Here is a 16,228-nt window from a genome sequence, read left to right on the forward strand (position 1 = left end):
GGTCGAGGGATGAATCGCAGCAGTGCCTGCAAACAAAAAAGCTAAGAGCGAACGAACGTTCATTTATGGTTTACGGGCGGCAAAGACTTGAGTGGCGTACGCAATGAGGATTTTTCCCGTTCTGGTTCTGGCGCTCTGTGCGCTTTTTGCCGCCCGCTGCCAGTCGGTCAGCTCGACTAACTATGCAGAGCGGGAAAACCAGCGAGATTTCACCGTCGATGCAGCCGGTGGCACCTACACTGTGTCGATGTTCCCGCGCACGTACAGTGCCCTCGCAGGGCCGGCATTCTCGCTCGTGCTGGTTTCGCCTGTGCTCGTCGCAGACGAGGCGCTTTACAACTCGGGCACTGCCTCGATAATTCCGTGGTTCAACGCGCGTGGGGTCACTGTGTGGCTCGTGCGCATACCGGCGCAGACGCAGCTTGAGAAATTTGGCCGCGACATCTTGCCCCAGGTGACGACCGCGATTCGCAAAAATTCTACCGATGAATCATGGGTAATGGCGGGTGTTTCGCTCGGTGGTCAGGCGATCGCGCACTACCTGCACGACGCGCCGCGCAATGCGACGATTTCGGGCATGCTCGTTAAATCTGCCTTCTTTCTCGGCACTGGCTTTGACTATAATTATCCTGGGTCTTTTACCAAACGCCTCGGCTCGCTGCAAGACGGCGCAGAGGGCAACCTCTGTGCCGCAGAGTTCTGCAAGCGATTCTTCGCTTCTCTGCCGGCAAAGCTCGTCGCCTCGCGCAAAAACCTGTTCGATGCGTCGGGTAAACCTGTGTGGCGCGATACGCTCGAAACGGTGCAGCTTCAGGGTAAGGGCGTGCGCATCTTCTTTCTGGCTGGCAAGATCGACAATGTCGCGCCTTCTGAAACAGTCTACAAGTTCTACGCGAAAACCATCGGCGACGAGCGCAAGACATCGCCCGATTTCAGGTTCATGCTGCCCGGCAAAATGAACCGGCACGGCAAAGATTTTGACCACGGCATGATGGTCGCGTCAGATGCGCTCGCCTCAGAAATTCTACCCGAAATTCTGAAGTGGATAGATCTCTGATCTTTACTTATAGATCTTCGCTAGCAGCGCCGCGATTTTTTCGTCGCGCGGATTGCGAATCTTGAGCCGCGTCAGTACGTCGGCCGCTTTGTCGGTTTCACCGAGTTTTATGAGAATCGAACCCAATAGCTCTATTGCCTGAGTATCACCGGGGTTCTCTTCGCTATAACTCTCAAAGTAGCCTGCCGCATCTTTCAGGTCACCGGTTTTGTAACAGATGTGCGCCAAAGCCCTCGCCACGTGCAGATTGTCACGCGTCGCCTCGTAAACTTCTTTGAGATGTTGCTTAGCCGCTTCGTATTGTTTTTCTGCAACAAGCTGCCGTGCCCTGCTGATGGTCTGCCTGGTGCCTACCCGGGCTTCGGCGGTCTCTTTTTCGGGCTGGTAGGTGAGTGAAATCAGTGAGAAATCATCTGTGATCTCACCTTTGTTCTTGCATGCCTGGTAGACAGCTTCGAGGTCGCCGCGGCCTTCTTCGAGCAGGCGCAGAAACAGACTCTCGTCTTCGTTGATAATGCGGTTACCGTCTTCACCTGTGCCGAGTACCAGATCGTCACGACCGTCTGAACCGATGACAAAAGCATCGCCGGGTTTCATCTCATAGGTTTGCACCTTGATACCCATATTGACGCCAAGCGTGCCGAGTTTGCGCAGCGTCAGGTCATTCTCGATAAAGAACGCCTTGCCGCTGCGCAAGATTGCCGACCACGGGTGTTCGGCGTTGATAAAATAGACAAAGCCACTTTTCTCATCGACGAGCCCCATAATGACGGATATCAGCATCGAACCGTCGAAACTCTCAAACGTCTTCTGCAATTCGAGAAAAACTGCCTTGAGCCAGCGTTCGGGATAAAGTACCTGCTCTTTCGGTGAAAGTTTCGTGCGCTCGATGATCGACTGCATCACGGCGCCGAGCACAAGCGACCCGCCGGCGCCTTGCATTGATTTACCCATCGCGTCGCCGTTCAGAAACAGCGTATAGTCGCGCCCGCGCAGGCGAATGCTGTGTGCGAGGCAAATGTCACCACCGATTTCATTTGTTTTTGTCTTGAACTCAAAACTTTTTTTCTGGCGAATAAAGATACTGACCTTTATCTGGCGGTTATTTGCGTAGTTGCCGGTCAGAGGTTTAAGCAAGAGGGATGTCAAAAAGTAATCACCGTCTTGCTGCCCCTTGAGTGCGCGCACGTTGCCCAGGCTCTCTTGCAGTTCGGCGGTACGCTCTTCAATTTTTTGTTCGAGATTTGCCTGATAGTCTTTTATCGTGCGGGCCGCATCAGAGATGCCGGTCGCCACCTTAACGAATTCGCTGTCGATCGACTTGGTGAAAATGAGGCCTGAGCCGCCGCTCTTGAGATCGTCCATTGCGCCTTCGATATCTTTGAGCGCGCTGTAGATCAGGTAAAAGATCATATAGGCCATCAGAATGGCTGCGACTGTCGCCATAAAAACGAACACAAGTATCGCCTGCAGGTTGTCGCGGTTGTAATAGACGAGGGTTGCAGCGACGTAGATAGTGATCAGAAAGAGCGTGATAAAGAAGGCAAGTTTCAGACGTACAGTCGTGACGGCGCGGTCAGTAAAGGGTATCTTCTTCTCAGACATGATGCGCTTACATTCTGCGCGCATCGAGCCGGTCGCAATTTCACCGATTACGAGGCAAAAACCGCCGTGTATAAAGGAAAACATGATGTCCATAATGACACCCTGAACGTAGTGGTAGGTTTCGAATTTAACCGAAAGTTCGGCCGCTACGAGAATGGCGACGAAAATCACCTGAACCGAAAGCACGGCGGTGAAGGCATTGGTCAGCGGAATTATAGTGAGCGCGCGCAAAAGCTCGTGGTATTCGCCTTCTTTCAGATCGGGCCTGATCTGCAGATTCGGTTCGGCAGTGATAAAGCGATTTACTGCCAGCACCGGTCGCGTGAAACCTGGAAATCCAACTTTATTGAGAATACCAAATTGCACTGAGTGACCCACCCAGGCGACGGCAGCGCCGCCCGCTATGGTCCAGAGCATGAGTTCGCTCATGGGAAAATTCGTCGCGCGCGCATAATAGAGCCCGAATGAGATGGCCAGTATCGAGCTGATGGCGGCAGATGTGGCGACGGCGATTCCGTACGATGAGAAGTAGGCGATCCAGCGGAACAAAGTCCGGACCAGGTTAGACATGGCACACGATTTGCAGCCGCGACTACGTGGTAAAGGGGAAAACCAGTCGAATTCAGGCAGCAGCGAGTGAAATTAGTTTGCCAGCCGGGCGTCGAGTTGGTATCTTGCAACCAGTGTACCGGGTGCGCAAAATAATTTCGCTTTCTGCCGCCGCGGTTGCTGCATTGGTTTTTCTGGGCGACCTTGAAATCGCCACCTCGACATTTGTCCGTGAAAATACCCTATCGCTCCATGCTGATCAGTCGGCGACTGCGCTGAGTTGTCTCGACGAAGCGCTGACCGAGTCAGCCGAATCGAGCCGCGCAGAAGTTTTCGGGGCGTCGGTCACGCCTGGTTTTGCAGGCAGGCCGCCGCAGTTTATTGCAGCGCGTTCGTGCAGCCTGCGCGAAACGCACCATCGTCATCAAAATCTTGTCACAAATACTGCGAATCCCCGGGCGCCCCCAGCCCTTCATCTGTAACCGATTTTCAGGCACCAAAGGTGCGGCCGGCCAGAACCTCAAACTGATTCAACGCGCGCAACCAGCTTGCACGATTTTCTGACCGGCCCTGCGCTCACGCGCAAAGGGGGATACATGAACCATACTCAGCCAGACACGCAAGCGAATCAAAGCGTATCGGAAATATTGCAAGAACTAAGGCGGTATCTGCCGCAGCAGGGGCCGATTAAAGATTTTATAGCCGATAATATTATTGGCGTATTTCGCAGCGAAGGCCTCACTTTTCACGAAGCACTGCGGCGCGCTTCATCACTTTACGGCGCGCGCGAGTACCGATCGATTTCTGAATATCGCAGATCGTATCATCAGGGTGAAATCTCAGAGGCCGCGATCGACTTTGTGGTCGCAGGCGAAGATGAGGCAGAGTCTGGTCTTAAGGCGGCGATGCTGAATGAAATGGTCCACGATGATGTGCGCCGGGGTGGATTTCGCAGCGCCGGCTACCTGCACGGCATGGCGCAGAGCACCCACACAGTTCTTGAAGAAGACGTTCATCCCGTATTGTTTCGCCTGATCGGTAATTTTCTCGACCAGGGTATCGCAGCAGTCAATCTTTCATTGCACCACGACGATTTCTGGCAGGCGATGCGGCAGCAATTCTCGGTGCTGCGCCCATCAGGGGTTAGCCGTTATGTTGCCGAACGCATACAGAATGAATCACCGCAAATGCTCGTCGAGTCGGCCGTGAAGGCTCTGCTGCCGCGCGGGGCCGATACGAAGACCTTTGTACTTGAGATTCTGATGGCAGCGCGGGGTTGGTCGGGTGTCATTGCGCAGATCGAAGCGCGGCCCGCTTATCTCAACTACCCGCGTCGCATCACGCTCGAACAGTATGTGGCACTCTATCTCGCGCTACTCAGCGATGCATTGATTCGCAAAGGTTACGTTGCTGCGAGTTTTGCACCGGCCAATAGCCATGCAGAATTTTTCTCAGGCAGTGCGCCCGACGAGAGCCGGGCTGAAAAACTCTGTCGGCTATGGCATGACGCAGCTGAAATGACGCACTATTTCGCTGTGCTCGCTGCGATCGATACGAATGCGGCACACCCGCGTGCAAGGTCTGCGCGCGCAGGCACCGCCGATTTTCAGGCCATCTTTTGTATCGACGACCGCGAAGAATCGATTCGCCGTCACCTTGAAGAAGTAAATCAGAAGATCGAAACCTTCGGAGCTCCGGGGTTCTTTGGTATCGACATGGTTTATCAGGGGCCGTTTGACGCTATTGCGATCAAACAGTGTCCGGTTCCGGTGACACCGAAATATCGTGTGCGCGGAATCTACCGCGGCAAACGCAAAGTTTACCTGAGCCGACTCGAGATGAACTTCTGGCACCGCCACGGCAACAACGTGCTCTTGGGGTCGGTCATTTCGCTGTTTTTTGGCTTGCTTTCGCTGTTCAGGCTTGGGTTATCGGTGCATTTTCCCTCAAGGTCTTTTGCGACGGTTGATTCATTCGCAGCGCATGCAGAGGCAACTGAGCTGCACTACGAACGCCCCGAAAATGCTGAGGCTGAGGACGGCTATTTTGAAGGTTATACGGTAACTGAGATGGCCGAGAGGGTCGGGCGCGTTCTAACGCAGATTGGCCTCAGGCAGAATTTTGCGCCACTCGTCGCAATCGTCGGCCATGGCTCGAGCAGCGCCAACAATCCGTTTTTTGCGGCCTATGACTGCGGTGCCTGTTCGGGGCGCCCAGGTCTTGCCAATGCACGTGTCTTTGCTCTCATGGCAAACCGCACCGACGTGAGGCAGATTCTCGCCGCAGAGGGGCTAGCGATACCTGAGGGTACACACTTTGTCGGAGCTCTGCACGACACGACCCGGGACGAGATTCTGTTTCTCGACGAGAATCAGATACCCGCAACGCACACTGCAGCACTCTCAGATCTGAAAAAGAATTTTGCGACGGCGCTGAAGAATACAGCACTCGAGCGCAGCCGCAGGTTTGAAGATGTGCCGTTTCAGAAGAGCGCTGAATCCGCCCAAAAAGAATGTATCGCGAGATCAGAGATGTTGTTTGAACCGCGGCCTGAATACACGCACGCGACCAATTCTGTGGGTATTGTCGCGCCGCGTTCGCTGACAGAGAATCTTTTTCTCGACCGGCGTACGTTCTTCAATTCGTACAACCCGCACAGCGACCCGGGCGGTGAAATTCTCAGCCAGATTCTGACGCCGTTTGTTCCGGTTTGCGCAGGTATCAACCTCGCGTATTATTTTTCGCTGCTTGACAACTCTGTTTATGGGGCGGGTTCAAAGCTACCGCACAACATTTTCGGGCTCATTGGCGTCGGCAACGGAGTCGATGGTGACCTGCGTTCGGGTTTGCCTGAGCAGATGATCGAAATTCACGACCCGTTCAGGCTTCTGATCATTATCGAACAATCACGCGAAATCGTCGAACGGGTTCTCGCCTCGAATCTCTCCGTTGCCGGCTGGATACAAAAAGACTGGGTAAAACTTTGCGTGTACGACAGCGCAGCGCGTGAGTACTATTGGTATACCCGGGGTGCGCTGCGGGCGATTGTGTTGCCCGCTGCTGCCGTGCCCGAGTATGCCGATTCGTTCGCCGCTTTCAAGGGCCAGAGACGAAACCTCGTGCCGGGAGCAATCGCAAAGGGCAGGGCGACATGACGCTGCAGTTTGTTTCATCGGCATTGGTTGCATATCCGCTGGTCGCGATGGTGTTGCTCGTGGCTTCGCCCTGGCGCAGTGAACGCTTTGTTTCGCGCATCGTACTGGCAGCGAACGTCATCAATGGCGGGTTGACTGTGTCGCTCCTGGGGCTTTACCTGCAGAGCGGCCTCAAGGCGGTAGAGCTCGACTGCGGCCACCTGCTGAAAATCGGCGACTATCGTTTCAATTTTATGCTCCTGATCGACAACTATTCGGTGGCCTTTCAGGTGTTAATTGGTGTGCTCACAGGGCTCGTGCTCATGTTCTCGCGCCGTTACATGCACCGCGAGGCGGGTTATCTGAGGTTCTTTGCGACCCTCTTTCTTTTCATCAGCGGCATTTCGGCGGTTGCGATGGCCGCGACGATCGACATGCTCTTTGCCGGCTGGGAAATCGTGGGCATTTCATCGTTTTTACTCATTGGCTTCTACAGAGTGCGATTGCAGCCGGGCCGAAATAGCCTGCGCACTTATGCAATCTACCGCGTCTGCGACGTCGGTCTTTTTATGGGGGCCTGGCTGTTTCACAAACTCGGCAGCGAATATTTCTTTTTGCAGTACCATGACCAGCCCATCGATGCAGTCTTCGTGAGTCTCAACCCGCAGTTCTTCACTGCGATTGGTCTCTTGACCGTGCTCGCGGCAATGGGTAAATCTGCGCAGTATCCGTTTTCTTTCTGGGTGCCGCGCGCGATGGAAGGCCCGACGCCTTCGAGCGCGATTTTTTATGGGGCTCTGTCGATTCACGCCGGTGTCTATCTGTTGATTCGGCTTTTTCCGCTGTGGCGTGCGATCGACTTTATACCCTGGCTTGTCGGGGCTATTGGGCTTTTAACTGCCGTGGTGGCAAGTGTGTCATTCAAGACGCAGTCAAACGTCAAGGCACAGATTGGTTATGCTTCAGTTGCTCAGGTCGGTCTCATGTTTGTTGAACTCGCGCTGGGGTTTAAACAAGTCGCGATGCTGCATTTTCTCGGCAACGCGGTACTGCGCTGCTATCAATTACTCGCCTCGCCTTCAGTGATGGTGATGTACCTGAGGCAGCAATCAGAAGGCGAGATGACGAGCCAGGGTTTTTTCAACGCTCTGGTTTCGGCTACTGGGACCAAAGTTCAAATACTGGTACTTTGCTGTTTCATTTTCTGAAGGTTATGCCGAACAGCTGATGGCAGCTTTCTGGCGTCTCACGAAGCAGGCCGCCCGCCGAGCTGCTGCAGTTTTTTCGCCAATGGTATTGCTTCTGCTCTCAGCCGCGATGGTCGCCGTGCTCATTGTCTCAGGCAGCGTGCTGGGGCACGAGGTTTACGTCTACAATGCGATCGTCATGGGGCTGCTTGCCCTTTTCGTCGCCTTTGCGGCGCTCGGGCAGAAAACAGATGCAGCCAGGGTCTTGTGGCTGACGGCACTCTCGGCTGTGCTGAAGGGCGTCTCGGCGATGCTGCTGAGTCCCGAAAACGCCCGGTACAGCTCTGTCTATTTCGGCGGGGTGGCGATCGGGTACTTACTGGCGCGCGGTGCGCTCATGTACGTACCGCGTGAATTGCAGACGACTGAATATGCGGGCACAGCTGACCTTCACCCGTACGCTATCACGGTGCATTTTACGGGCATTCTCTGGATGACGGGTTTCACGCTGAGCCCGACGTTTTTCGGCGACGACCTGCTTTTGCATTTCGGCGCAGAAAAGTTTGCCTATGAAACCTTTTTTATCGGCAGCGCGTTTGTACTCAATGCCCTCGCGCTCATGCGCAGCTACGTCAAGCTTGCGTTCGCAAAATAATCATCAACAGGAGCTATCTTATGAAACCATTCATCGATCTCAAAAAATTCTGGAAATCTGACCTCACGTCAGGTTTTGTGCTTTCGTTGATTGCGCTACCGCTCTGCATAGGCATCGCGGGGGCATCGATCGGCAACGGCTCGCTTTCGCCTGCCGTTTCGGGTCTGATCTCTGCCATCGTCGGTGGGCTCGTCGTCTCGCGGCTTTCAGGCGCGAATGTTGCGATTCATGGCCCGGCCGCGGGGCTCATTGTTATTGTGCAGCACGGCATCGACTCATTGGGCGATGGCGATGCCAAAGCAGGATTTCAACGTTTTCTCGCGGCAATGACCATCGCTGGCGCGCTGCAGATCATTACCGGCCTTTTGAAATTTGCGCGCTACGCAGCGCTCTTTCCCGTGAACGTGATACACGGTATGCTCGCGGCAATTGGTGTGATTATTATCTCGAAGCAGGTGCACATCGCGCTCGGCGTCACGCCCGCCGCAAAATCGCCTTTGGGCCTTTTCGCCGAAGTGCCGCAAAGCGTATCGCTGATGAACCCTGAAATCGCTATGATTGGCTTCGCCGCGCTTGTCGTCATGATCGTCTTTATGGTCAGCAAATCAAAAATTCTGAAAAAGGTTCCGGCGCCCCTCGTTGCGGTCGTTCTCGCCGCCCTCATCGGAGTCTGGTTTGACTTGCGGCACACGCACCATTACTTTTTCATGGGCAAAGACTTTGTGCTTGGTGAAAACTATCTGGTGACCTTGCCTGCTTCGATTATTGATGCCTTGCCGCGTCCCGACTTCTCAGTAATTTTTTCCGGTAAGTCGCTGCTCGTGATATTTGCCATCTATTTTGTCGCCAGCCTCGAGTCTTTGCTCAGCGCCAACGCCGTTGACAAACTCGATCTCGATAAGCGGGCGACCAACCTCAACAAAGAGATTGTCGCTAACGGTGTGGGCAACATGCTGCTCGGGTTCATCGGTGGCCTGCCGATAATTGCCGAAATTGTGCGTTCGTCGGCCAATGTGGCGAATGGCGCCAAAACACAATGGTCAAATTTCTTTCATGGGCTTTTTCTGGCTGTCTTTCTGTTTATGATTCCCGGAATCATTCACCTTATACCGAACGCTGCGCTCGCAGGCATTCTGATTATCGTCGGTTTTCGTCTCGCGCGACCTTCTGAATTCAGGCATGCGTTCGACGCTGGCATCGAGCAATTGGTCATCTTTCTCACGACTCTGCTTGTGACTCTGCTCGTCGACCTGCTCGCAGGCATCGGCGCCGGCCTTGCGATGAAGCTTTTTGTACTGATCATTCGTGGAGTAAAGTTCAAAGAACTTTTTCGCCTGCAATTTGAAGTCAAAGAAACGGAAAATCAGGTCCTTTTGGTGCCGCGTGGTTCGCTCATTTTTACCAACCTGCTTTCGTTGACAGATTCGGTGCGCGCCTACACAAAAACCAAATCGGTCGCGATCGATTTTGCCGGGGTCGAATACATAGACCACACTTCGATGGCAGCACTCGTCGATCTGGTGCATGGTAAACAGGCTGCCGGTAAACAGCTCGAGATGCGCAACATCGATCTCTTAAAGCCGTATTCGAGCCACCCCGCTGCGGCGAGAAGGGCGTAGCCGTGCGTGTCAAAGGCTTAAGCACCGGCTGCGCAGCAATCTGCTGCTCAGCAACCGCACTTTTTTCTCAAACTGCCACAGAAGCGCCAAAGCAAAAGGCTGAAACAGGCTTTGTCAGTCCGTACGTTGAGCGCGGTTTGCCTGCCGACACGATGCGCACAATGCTGCTTGAACCGGGCCTGGCAGTTGCGGTGAGCAAAAACCAGCAGTTGTGGATAAACCGTGTGCTGCGTATGGGGTTCTATATGCGCCCGCGTTCTGAAATTCGTGACAACCTGAACTTCAGCGCGCCAAACCCAGAAAAGATTAACCGCATTACGCAGAATTCGCAGATATGGTTCTTTCTGAACCCGGCAACCGACGTCGAAATGAAAATAACCCTGCAGGACAGCCGGGTGTGGGGCGGCGAAGCCGGCGTAAAATCGGGCAATGCGAGTTCGTACGACGACCGCGGTGTCTATTTTGCCAATGGTGACAACGCCAATTCACGCGCCGAGACGAGTGTGCGCGAAGCCTGGCTACGCTACACAAACATCGGCGTCACCGGGCTCGGTGTACAGGTCGGCCGCCAGGTGCTGGCTTATGGCGACCAGCGTATGCTCGGCGGAGCGAACTGGAATGTCACGGGGCTCTCTTTTGATGGTCTCGTCGTCAAACTCGACACCCGCTATTTTGCCAGCGATGCGATTCTCGTGCGGGGTACCTCAAAAGATAGCGGAACAAATGGTATCACAAGCGAGACATCGGTTTACGACGATTCTTACCTCGCCGGGTTTTACAATACCCTGAAGCCGGGCATGGTAGTCGTCGACGTCTATGGCCTCGGGCTGTTCAGGCATCTGTCACCCGAAAGTATCGTGGGTACAACGGCTCTCTCTTCGTCGCAGCAACAATCGAACCTCTATACATTTGGCGCACGCGTCACCAACCGAACCGCCGCGAACAAGTTGCCTGTTGGCAGCAAGTGGGATATCACACTCGAGGCGGCCTTTCAGGCAGGCAATGCACCTGACGTCTATTTCACGAATACTGCCGGCAACGTCGTTTCGAATTCACGAACGTACAAAGGCAAATTTTTCTTCGCACAGACCGGCTATAAGGTGCTCGATGAGATGCGCGTTGGTGCTCACGTCTACTATTCGCCGGGCACCACCGACCGCACATCGGGGTCACTCGACACGTTCCAGACGTTGCCTGGCCCGCGCTTTGGCGGCTTTCCCTATTTGAATGTGTTCAACGGCATATCAGAGAATATGGGCATGAAGAATATATTCGCGCCCGCGGTTTCAGTCTCTTATGAGAACAAACTCTTGGGAGAATTTATTCTCACCTATCTCTACGAAAATAAGGCGACCACGCAAGATGCATGGTACGCGATCAGCGGCGCCGCGAATTCGTCGGCGACGACAAACTCAGCGGCGCGGGTCTCGACTGAAGACGCTGCGAATACGGGTGCCGTAGCGCTCGGGCGCAATGTCTTTCAAGAGCTCGATCTGGTCTACCTGAAGCAGTTCAGCGCCTACGTTTCGCTCTGGGTAGGTATCGGCTACCTGCACGCGGGCGATGCCGTGCGCCTCGCACGCGGCGCAGATTTCAAAGCCGACGCGTTCATGAGTTTCATTCAGATAACCGGCTTGATATAGTTGCTTAGCCGCCGGTTCATCGCCGGCGGGTAATTCTCCTTTTCACGGTATCGGGCGCGCGCGTTGAATCTGTATGCGAAATCGTGCCACGCTTTCATTACTTTCTGCAATCCTCATGTCTCTGGGGGCCTGCAAGAGCGAGACCAAAGGCAAGACGGTGGCGCAGGCGAATCGTGAGTTCTGGGTGCTTTCTGAAAGCCGGCCTTATCAATACTTTCACCTCGATGTCGAGGCGAATAAATTCGACGGTGGGCAAGAACTGGCGACTGAATGGGGTGGTAATGCGGATTTCTTGCGTGAAACAGGCGGCTGGCGACTTGAAGCGGCGCCGCAGGGTTTTACGCTGCATTCGGGCAAGGGCGATGCTCTTTCTTTTTTAGAGACCGGCCGTGGTGACTACAAGGGCAGGTACACGCACGACGACGCAGCCTCTTATCTCAAAGTGATTCTTTCGCTGAGCGGAGCCCCGGGTAATGAGCGCGTGTGGCTTTATTTCAGTAAAGAAGAATCTCTCTATGCCTATCTGAAAAAGGCAGGCCGGCTGAAGCTCGACGTCATCTGGGGGCCAACGCAACCCGAGGTGATGGAGCAGATGTTTGACTATACGAAGCCTAAACCGGGTGACGTTGTCTACGATCTGGGCTGCGGTGACGGCCGCATTCTGATTACAGCCGCCGAAAAATTTGGCGTGCGCGGTATCGGCGCCGACATCGACCCGATGCGCATCGCCGCCGGTGAGCGTGTGGTGAAGCAGAAAAAACTCGAGGGCAAGGTTACGCTCGTCAACAAGAACCTCTTCGACATGGATATTTCTGAGGCGTCAATCGTCACGCTCTACCTCAATATCAAGGTAAACCGCCGCCTGAGACCAAAACTTTTTCGCGAGCTAAAGCCCGGCACGCGCATTGTCTCGCACAACTGGCACATGGGCGACTGGCTGCCCGAAACTTTCAAATATGTTTCAGAGGGTAAACGCGTTGTCTATTTCTGGGTGATGCCTGAAAACTTTTCGGGCACGTACCAGAGCGGCAGCAGCGACAAAGCCATCGTGCTGAAACTGAAGCAGCGTTTTCAGAATGTTTATGGGGATATCACACTCAATGGAAAACAATACCCTGTTTCAGGAAAAATTCGCGGCGCTTCGGTCACCCTGTGGACGACGGCACCCGAGCTCTCGGGCGCCGCGCTGACACTTAGCGCTGAGACGCTGAATATCAGGCCGACGCGCGCGCCGGCCATGGCGCTAAACAGAGCAGCGGGAAGTCGCCTCAGCGCAGAGGCGATTGCTGATTAGCGTATTCCCATTGAAGCGCGTTTGCCAACCGGCGTTCGGCAACGAATGCATGGTCTTCGCGCACGCGTTTAGCAAGGTCTTTTAGAAAGACTTCGCCTTCATTTTGAAAGCGCAAGCTCTCGTCGTCCGTGAGTAAAATGCAGATATCGTAAAGTGCCACGCTGCCGCAGAGCGTCGAAAGCACGAGCCCAAAGCCGGTCTGGTACAGAATATAATCCCATTCGCTGCGCAAAAGTTCATGGGCCTCGCGTCTAGCGCCGCCCAGCCGAATTCCGGTGACGCGCGCCATCGGGGCGAATTATGCAGAGGCTTTGAGTGCCTGTTCAATATCAGCCATGACGTCATCGGCGTTTTCAATGCCGACCGAGATACGCACCATGCCGGGCAGAATGCCCACTGCGGCACGTTCTGCGTCGCTGAGTTTTGAATGCGTCGTCGAGGCCGGGTGTGTTGCAATAGTACGCGTGTCGCCGAGATTCGCAGTGTGCGAAAGCATCTGCAGACTGTCTAAGAATTTTCTGCCGCGGTCGATACCGCCTTTGACAATCAGCGTCACGATGCCGCCGCCGTGCGTCATCTGTTTCTTGGCAAGCGCATAACCCGGGTGGTCGGGCAAAAACGGGTAAATCACTTTCTCGAGCTCGGCGTGACCCTGCAGCTTCTCGGCGATGCGGAGTGCATTCTCTGAATGCCTCAGCATTCTGATTTCAAGAGTTTCGAGGCTCTTACTGAAGAGCCATGCATTGAAAGGCGAGAGAGCTGGCCCTGTGTGCCGCGCGAAAAATCGAATTTCTTTCATCAGATCTTTACGCGCGAGTATAACACCACCGAGCGCGCGGCCCTGGCCGTCGATGTATTTGGTCGCTGAGTGTATCACGATGTCGGCGCCGAAGTCTGCGGGCTTCTGTAACACGGGCGTACAGAAACAGTTGTCAACATTCAGCAAGACGTTCGCCTGTTTACAGATTTTGCCGACATGTTCAAGATCGATGATGTCGAGCGCCGGGTTCGATGGCGTCTCGAGAAACAGCATTTTGGTGTTGGGTTTGAACGCCTTGGCCCAGTTGTACTGGTCGGCGATGTCGACGTAGGTAAATTCAATGCCCCAGCGCGGAAAAATCTGCGTGAGAATCTGGTGGGTCGAACCAAACACCGACCGCGCACACACCACATGGTCGCCACTTTTCAAAAGCGCAGCCATGCTCGTGAAGATTGCCGACATACCCGAAGCTGTTGCGAAGCCGTCTTCAAGGTGCTCGAGCGCTGCCATCTTGCGCACGAACTCATCGGTGTTGGGGTTTGAAAAGCGCGTATAGATATTGCCGGGTATTTCTTCGGCAAACATCGCGCGCGCCTGTTCGGCCGATTCGAACACAAAACTCGATGTCATGAAGATCGGCGCCGAATGCTCGCGCTCTGCGCTTCGCGGCGTTTGCTCGCGAATCGAGTTTGTTTCTTCGCGATAAGGGTTACCAGAGTTTTGCATGAGTTTCGGCCTTATTGTGCGTTTAACGCATATTCATACGAAATCGTCGCCGTTTTTTCAAGGGTTTTGGCGACAGAACAGTATTTATCCATCGAAAGCTCAATCGCCCTTTTGAGAAAGTGATCTTCAATTTGCCCGGCGAGACTGAATCTGACGACGATATTCGTGAACGGGTTTGCCTCTTGCGATTCGCCGCGTTCGCCGACGACTTCGACGCTCATGGCCTCTACCGTTTGCCGCTGTTTTTGCAGAATCGTGACGACGTCGATGCCCGAGCAGCCGGCGAGGCCCATGAGCAGAAGTTCCATCGGTCGTGCGCCTTTGCCCGTGCCGCCGATTGCCGGCCCTGCGTCGATCTGCACGGTGTTGCCGGCCGCGTTTTTGGCCTCAAAGTGAAACGGCTCGCCTATTCGCGTGAGGGTAATTTTCGTCGCGGACATGCGCCTTAAAGCGATGCGGAGATAGGTAGAAAAGAAGAGTTATGTGACGAGGTGGGAAATCGCATCGGCACAATCGTACCCCGCCCATTCAGTTTGTTTCTACTCGACGCCATGTCTCAGCGACTTATTTTGATCGTATGGTAGATATACTTTCGACGATTTTGACCGTTTTGCTGATCGTCGTGTCAATTCTGATGATTATCATCATTCTGCTGCAGTCAAACCGTGCCGCGGGCGGCATGTTCGCCTCTGGTGCTCAGACGGCTTTCGGTGCGGGTTCGGCCGATGCGCTCACCAAGATAACCGGTGGTTTTGCCGCAGTTTTTCTGCTGATTTGCCTCGGCCTCGCCGCCCTCAAATCATCAAGCCGCACCACCCAGGCGGCGGCTGAGCAGCTCAATAAAGAAATTGCACCTGTGGTTACGCCGGCCCCGGCGGCAGACCCCAAAGCTGCGCCTGCAAATGGCGCTACCCCGGCACCTGCAGCCAAGGCACCTCAACCCGCGGCAGCGGCACCCGCACCCAAGTGACTAAAATGGACCGTAACTTAGCCCTCGAATTCGTACGCGTAACCGAAGCAGCGGCGCTTGCAGCGGCCCGGCAGATGGGTAAGGGCGACGAGAAGATCGCCGACCAGGCAGCCGTCGACGCGATGCGCAAAGCCTTTGATTCAGTTCTCGTAGCCGGCAAAATCGTTATCGGCGAAGGCGAACGTGACGAAGCGCCCATGCTCTACATTGGCGAAGAGGTCGGTGCCGGTGGTACATCTGTCGACATCGCTCTGGACCCGCTCGAAGGCACCACGATCACGGCAAAGGGTGGGTATAATGCCACGACCGTGATTGCCGTGGCCGAAAAAGGCTGCTTTCTGCACGCACCCGATACCTACATGAATAAGCTCGCGGTAGGCCCGGCGGCGAAAGGTGCGCTCGATATTACCGACCCGATTCCGCTGACGCTAAAGCGCCTGGCGAAAGCGCTCGACAAATACCTCGAAGACGTCACGGTGTGTATTCTCGACCGCCCGCGCCATAACGAACTCATTCAGCAGGTGCGTGAAGTGGGCTGCCGCATTAAACTCATCGGCGACGGCGACGTGTCAGGCGCGATCGCAACCTGTATGGATGACTCGCCGGTAGATATTCTGCTCGGTACCGGTGGTGCACCCGAAGGCGTACTCTCTGCCGCTGCGTTAAAATGCATGGGCGGCGACTTCTTGGGGCAACTCAAGTTTCGCAATGACGAAGAGCGTCAACGCGCCATCAAAATGGGTATTTCTGACCCCGACAAAGTTTTCACTATGGAAGAACTCGCAGCGGGCGACAGCGTACTTTTCTGCGCGACCGGTGTCACCGACGGCGAAATGCTGCGCGGAGTGCGCTTTAATCCCAAAGGTGCTGTGACCGAATCGATCGTGATGCGCGCAAAATCACGCACGATCCGCTGGATCAAGTCACACCATCATTTTGATTACAAGCCGAAATATCTTTAACCGACGCTTGCGCGTCGGTTGAATTGCGAAAACAAGTATGCGCGCTGAGGCGCGCATACTTGTTTTC

General features: G+C 54.6%; 13 protein-coding genes. 9 read left to right on the plus strand and 4 right to left on the minus strand.

The genetic code is table 11. From position 1 onward, the window contains the following. Window positions 1-103: 103 nt before the first annotated feature. On the plus strand, window positions 104-1,057 hold the full coding sequence (locus TURPA_RS12870; RefSeq protein WP_014803743.1) for an alpha/beta hydrolase family protein: 954 nt from the start codon (window positions 104-106) through the stop codon (window positions 1,055-1,057). A 3-nt stretch (window positions 1,058-1,060) separates the two neighbouring features. Here the strand turns inward: TURPA_RS12870 and TURPA_RS21920 are convergent, their stop codons facing one another. After that, window positions 1,061-3,232: a SpoIIE family protein phosphatase gene (locus TURPA_RS21920; protein WP_014803744.1), complete on the minus strand. Its 2,172-nt coding sequence runs from the start codon at window positions 3,230-3,232 to the stop codon at window positions 1,061-1,063. Between the two features lie 527 nt (window positions 3,233-3,759). Here TURPA_RS21920 and TURPA_RS12885 point away from each other — a divergent pair. The 6 genes from TURPA_RS12885 (at window position 3,760) to TURPA_RS21925 (ending at window position 12,743) form a co-directional block, all read left to right on the plus strand. Then, window positions 3,760-6,366: a DUF2309 domain-containing protein gene (locus TURPA_RS12885; RefSeq protein ID WP_157210490.1), complete on the plus strand. Its 2,607-nt coding sequence runs from the start codon at window positions 3,760-3,762 to the stop codon at window positions 6,364-6,366. Continuing rightward, the gene (locus TURPA_RS12890) at window positions 6,363-7,553 is read left to right on the plus strand and encodes a proton-conducting transporter transmembrane domain-containing protein (RefSeq protein ID WP_014803746.1); all 1,191 of its coding nucleotides are present in this window, start codon (window positions 6,363-6,365) and stop codon (window positions 7,551-7,553) included. Before TURPA_RS12885 ends, TURPA_RS12890 begins: the two co-directional genes overlap by 4 nt. A gap of 82 nt (window positions 7,554-7,635) precedes the next feature. After that, a complete protein-coding gene (locus TURPA_RS12895; RefSeq protein ID WP_157210491.1) occupies window positions 7,636-8,187 on the plus strand; it encodes a hypothetical protein in 552 nt (183 codons plus the stop codon). 20 nt (window positions 8,188-8,207) lie between these two features. Further along, window positions 8,208-9,806, plus strand: coding sequence for a SulP family inorganic anion transporter (locus tag TURPA_RS12900; RefSeq protein WP_014803748.1), 1,599 nt, complete (start codon window positions 8,208-8,210; stop codon window positions 9,804-9,806). 152 nt (window positions 9,807-9,958) lie between these two features. Next, window positions 9,959-11,449 (plus strand): alginate export family protein, encoded by a 1,491-nt coding sequence (locus tag TURPA_RS12905; protein ID WP_157210492.1) that lies wholly within the window; start codon window positions 9,959-9,961, stop codon window positions 11,447-11,449. Window positions 11,450-11,522: 73 nt separating this feature from the next. Beyond that, window positions 11,523-12,743 carry an SAM-dependent methyltransferase gene (locus TURPA_RS21925; RefSeq protein WP_053332190.1) on the plus strand — a complete coding sequence of 407 codons (1,221 nt, stop codon included), beginning with the start codon at window positions 11,523-11,525 and terminating at the stop codon, window positions 12,741-12,743. Here the strand turns inward: TURPA_RS21925 and TURPA_RS12915 are convergent. From TURPA_RS12915 to TURPA_RS12925, 3 genes are read right to left on the minus strand one after another with little or no spacing between them, the layout of a single operon-like run. Next, complete coding sequence (locus TURPA_RS12915) at window positions 12,718-13,032, minus strand: hypothetical protein (protein ID WP_014803751.1); 315 nt, start codon at window positions 13,030-13,032, stop codon at window positions 12,718-12,720. The two genes, TURPA_RS21925 and TURPA_RS12915, sit on opposite strands and share 26 nt — an antisense overlap. 9 nt (window positions 13,033-13,041) lie before the next feature. Beyond that, complete coding sequence (locus tag TURPA_RS12920) at window positions 13,042-14,229, minus strand: trans-sulfuration enzyme family protein (RefSeq protein ID WP_014803752.1); 1,188 nt, start codon at window positions 14,227-14,229, stop codon at window positions 13,042-13,044. A gap of 11 nt (window positions 14,230-14,240) precedes the next feature. Then, on the minus strand, window positions 14,241-14,669 hold the full coding sequence (locus TURPA_RS12925) for an OsmC family protein (protein ID WP_014803753.1): 429 nt from the start codon (window positions 14,667-14,669) through the stop codon (window positions 14,241-14,243). A 137-nt stretch (window positions 14,670-14,806) separates the two neighbouring features. Here TURPA_RS12925 and secG point away from each other — a divergent pair, with 137 nt between their 5' ends. Then, on the plus strand, window positions 14,807-15,199 hold the full coding sequence (secG, locus tag TURPA_RS12930) for a preprotein translocase subunit SecG (RefSeq protein WP_014803754.1): 393 nt from the start codon (window positions 14,807-14,809) through the stop codon (window positions 15,197-15,199). 5 nt (window positions 15,200-15,204) lie between these two features. Continuing rightward, window positions 15,205-16,161, plus strand: a complete 957-nt coding sequence (glpX, locus tag TURPA_RS12935; protein WP_014803755.1) for a class II fructose-bisphosphatase — start codon at window positions 15,205-15,207, stop codon at window positions 16,159-16,161. Window positions 16,162-16,228: the final 67 nt, after the last annotated feature.

Origin of the sequence: Turneriella parva DSM 21527, from assembly GCF_000266885.1 — a bacterium.
GTDB classification, from domain to species: Bacteria; Spirochaetota; Leptospiria; order Turneriellales; family Turneriellaceae; genus Turneriella; species Turneriella parva.

Bases quoted from the DNA above. Each gene is read 5' to 3' on its own strand.
- TURPA_RS12905 (WP_157210492.1), top strand. From the start codon at position 9,959: ATGCGCACAATGCTGCTTGAACCGGGCCTGGCAGTTGCGGTGAGCAAA.
- TURPA_RS12895 (WP_157210491.1), top strand. From the start codon at position 7,636: ATGGTATTGCTTCTGCTCTCAGCCGCGATGGTCGCCGTGCTCATTGTC.
- TURPA_RS21920 (WP_014803744.1), bottom strand. From the start codon at position 3,232: ATGTCTAACCTGGTCCGGACTTTGTTCCGCTGGATCGCCTACTTCTCA.
- TURPA_RS21925 (WP_053332190.1), top strand. From the start codon at position 11,523: ATGCGAAATCGTGCCACGCTTTCATTACTTTCTGCAATCCTCATGTCT.
- TURPA_RS12925 (WP_014803753.1), bottom strand. From the start codon at position 14,669: ATGTCCGCGACGAAAATTACCCTCACGCGAATAGGCGAGCCGTTTCAC.
- TURPA_RS12920 (WP_014803752.1), bottom strand. From the start codon at position 14,229: ATGCAAAACTCTGGTAACCCTTATCGCGAAGAAACAAACTCGATTCGC.
- TURPA_RS12900 (WP_014803748.1), top strand. From the start codon at position 8,208: ATGAAACCATTCATCGATCTCAAAAAATTCTGGAAATCTGACCTCACG.
- glpX (WP_014803755.1), top strand. From the start codon at position 15,205: ATGGACCGTAACTTAGCCCTCGAATTCGTACGCGTAACCGAAGCAGCG.
- secG (WP_014803754.1), top strand. From the start codon at position 14,807: ATGGTAGATATACTTTCGACGATTTTGACCGTTTTGCTGATCGTCGTG.
- TURPA_RS12890 (WP_014803746.1), top strand. From the start codon at position 6,363: ATGACGCTGCAGTTTGTTTCATCGGCATTGGTTGCATATCCGCTGGTC.
- TURPA_RS12870 (WP_014803743.1), top strand. From the start codon at position 104: ATGAGGATTTTTCCCGTTCTGGTTCTGGCGCTCTGTGCGCTTTTTGCC.
- TURPA_RS12915 (WP_014803751.1), bottom strand. From the start codon at position 13,032: ATGGCGCGCGTCACCGGAATTCGGCTGGGCGGCGCTAGACGCGAGGCC.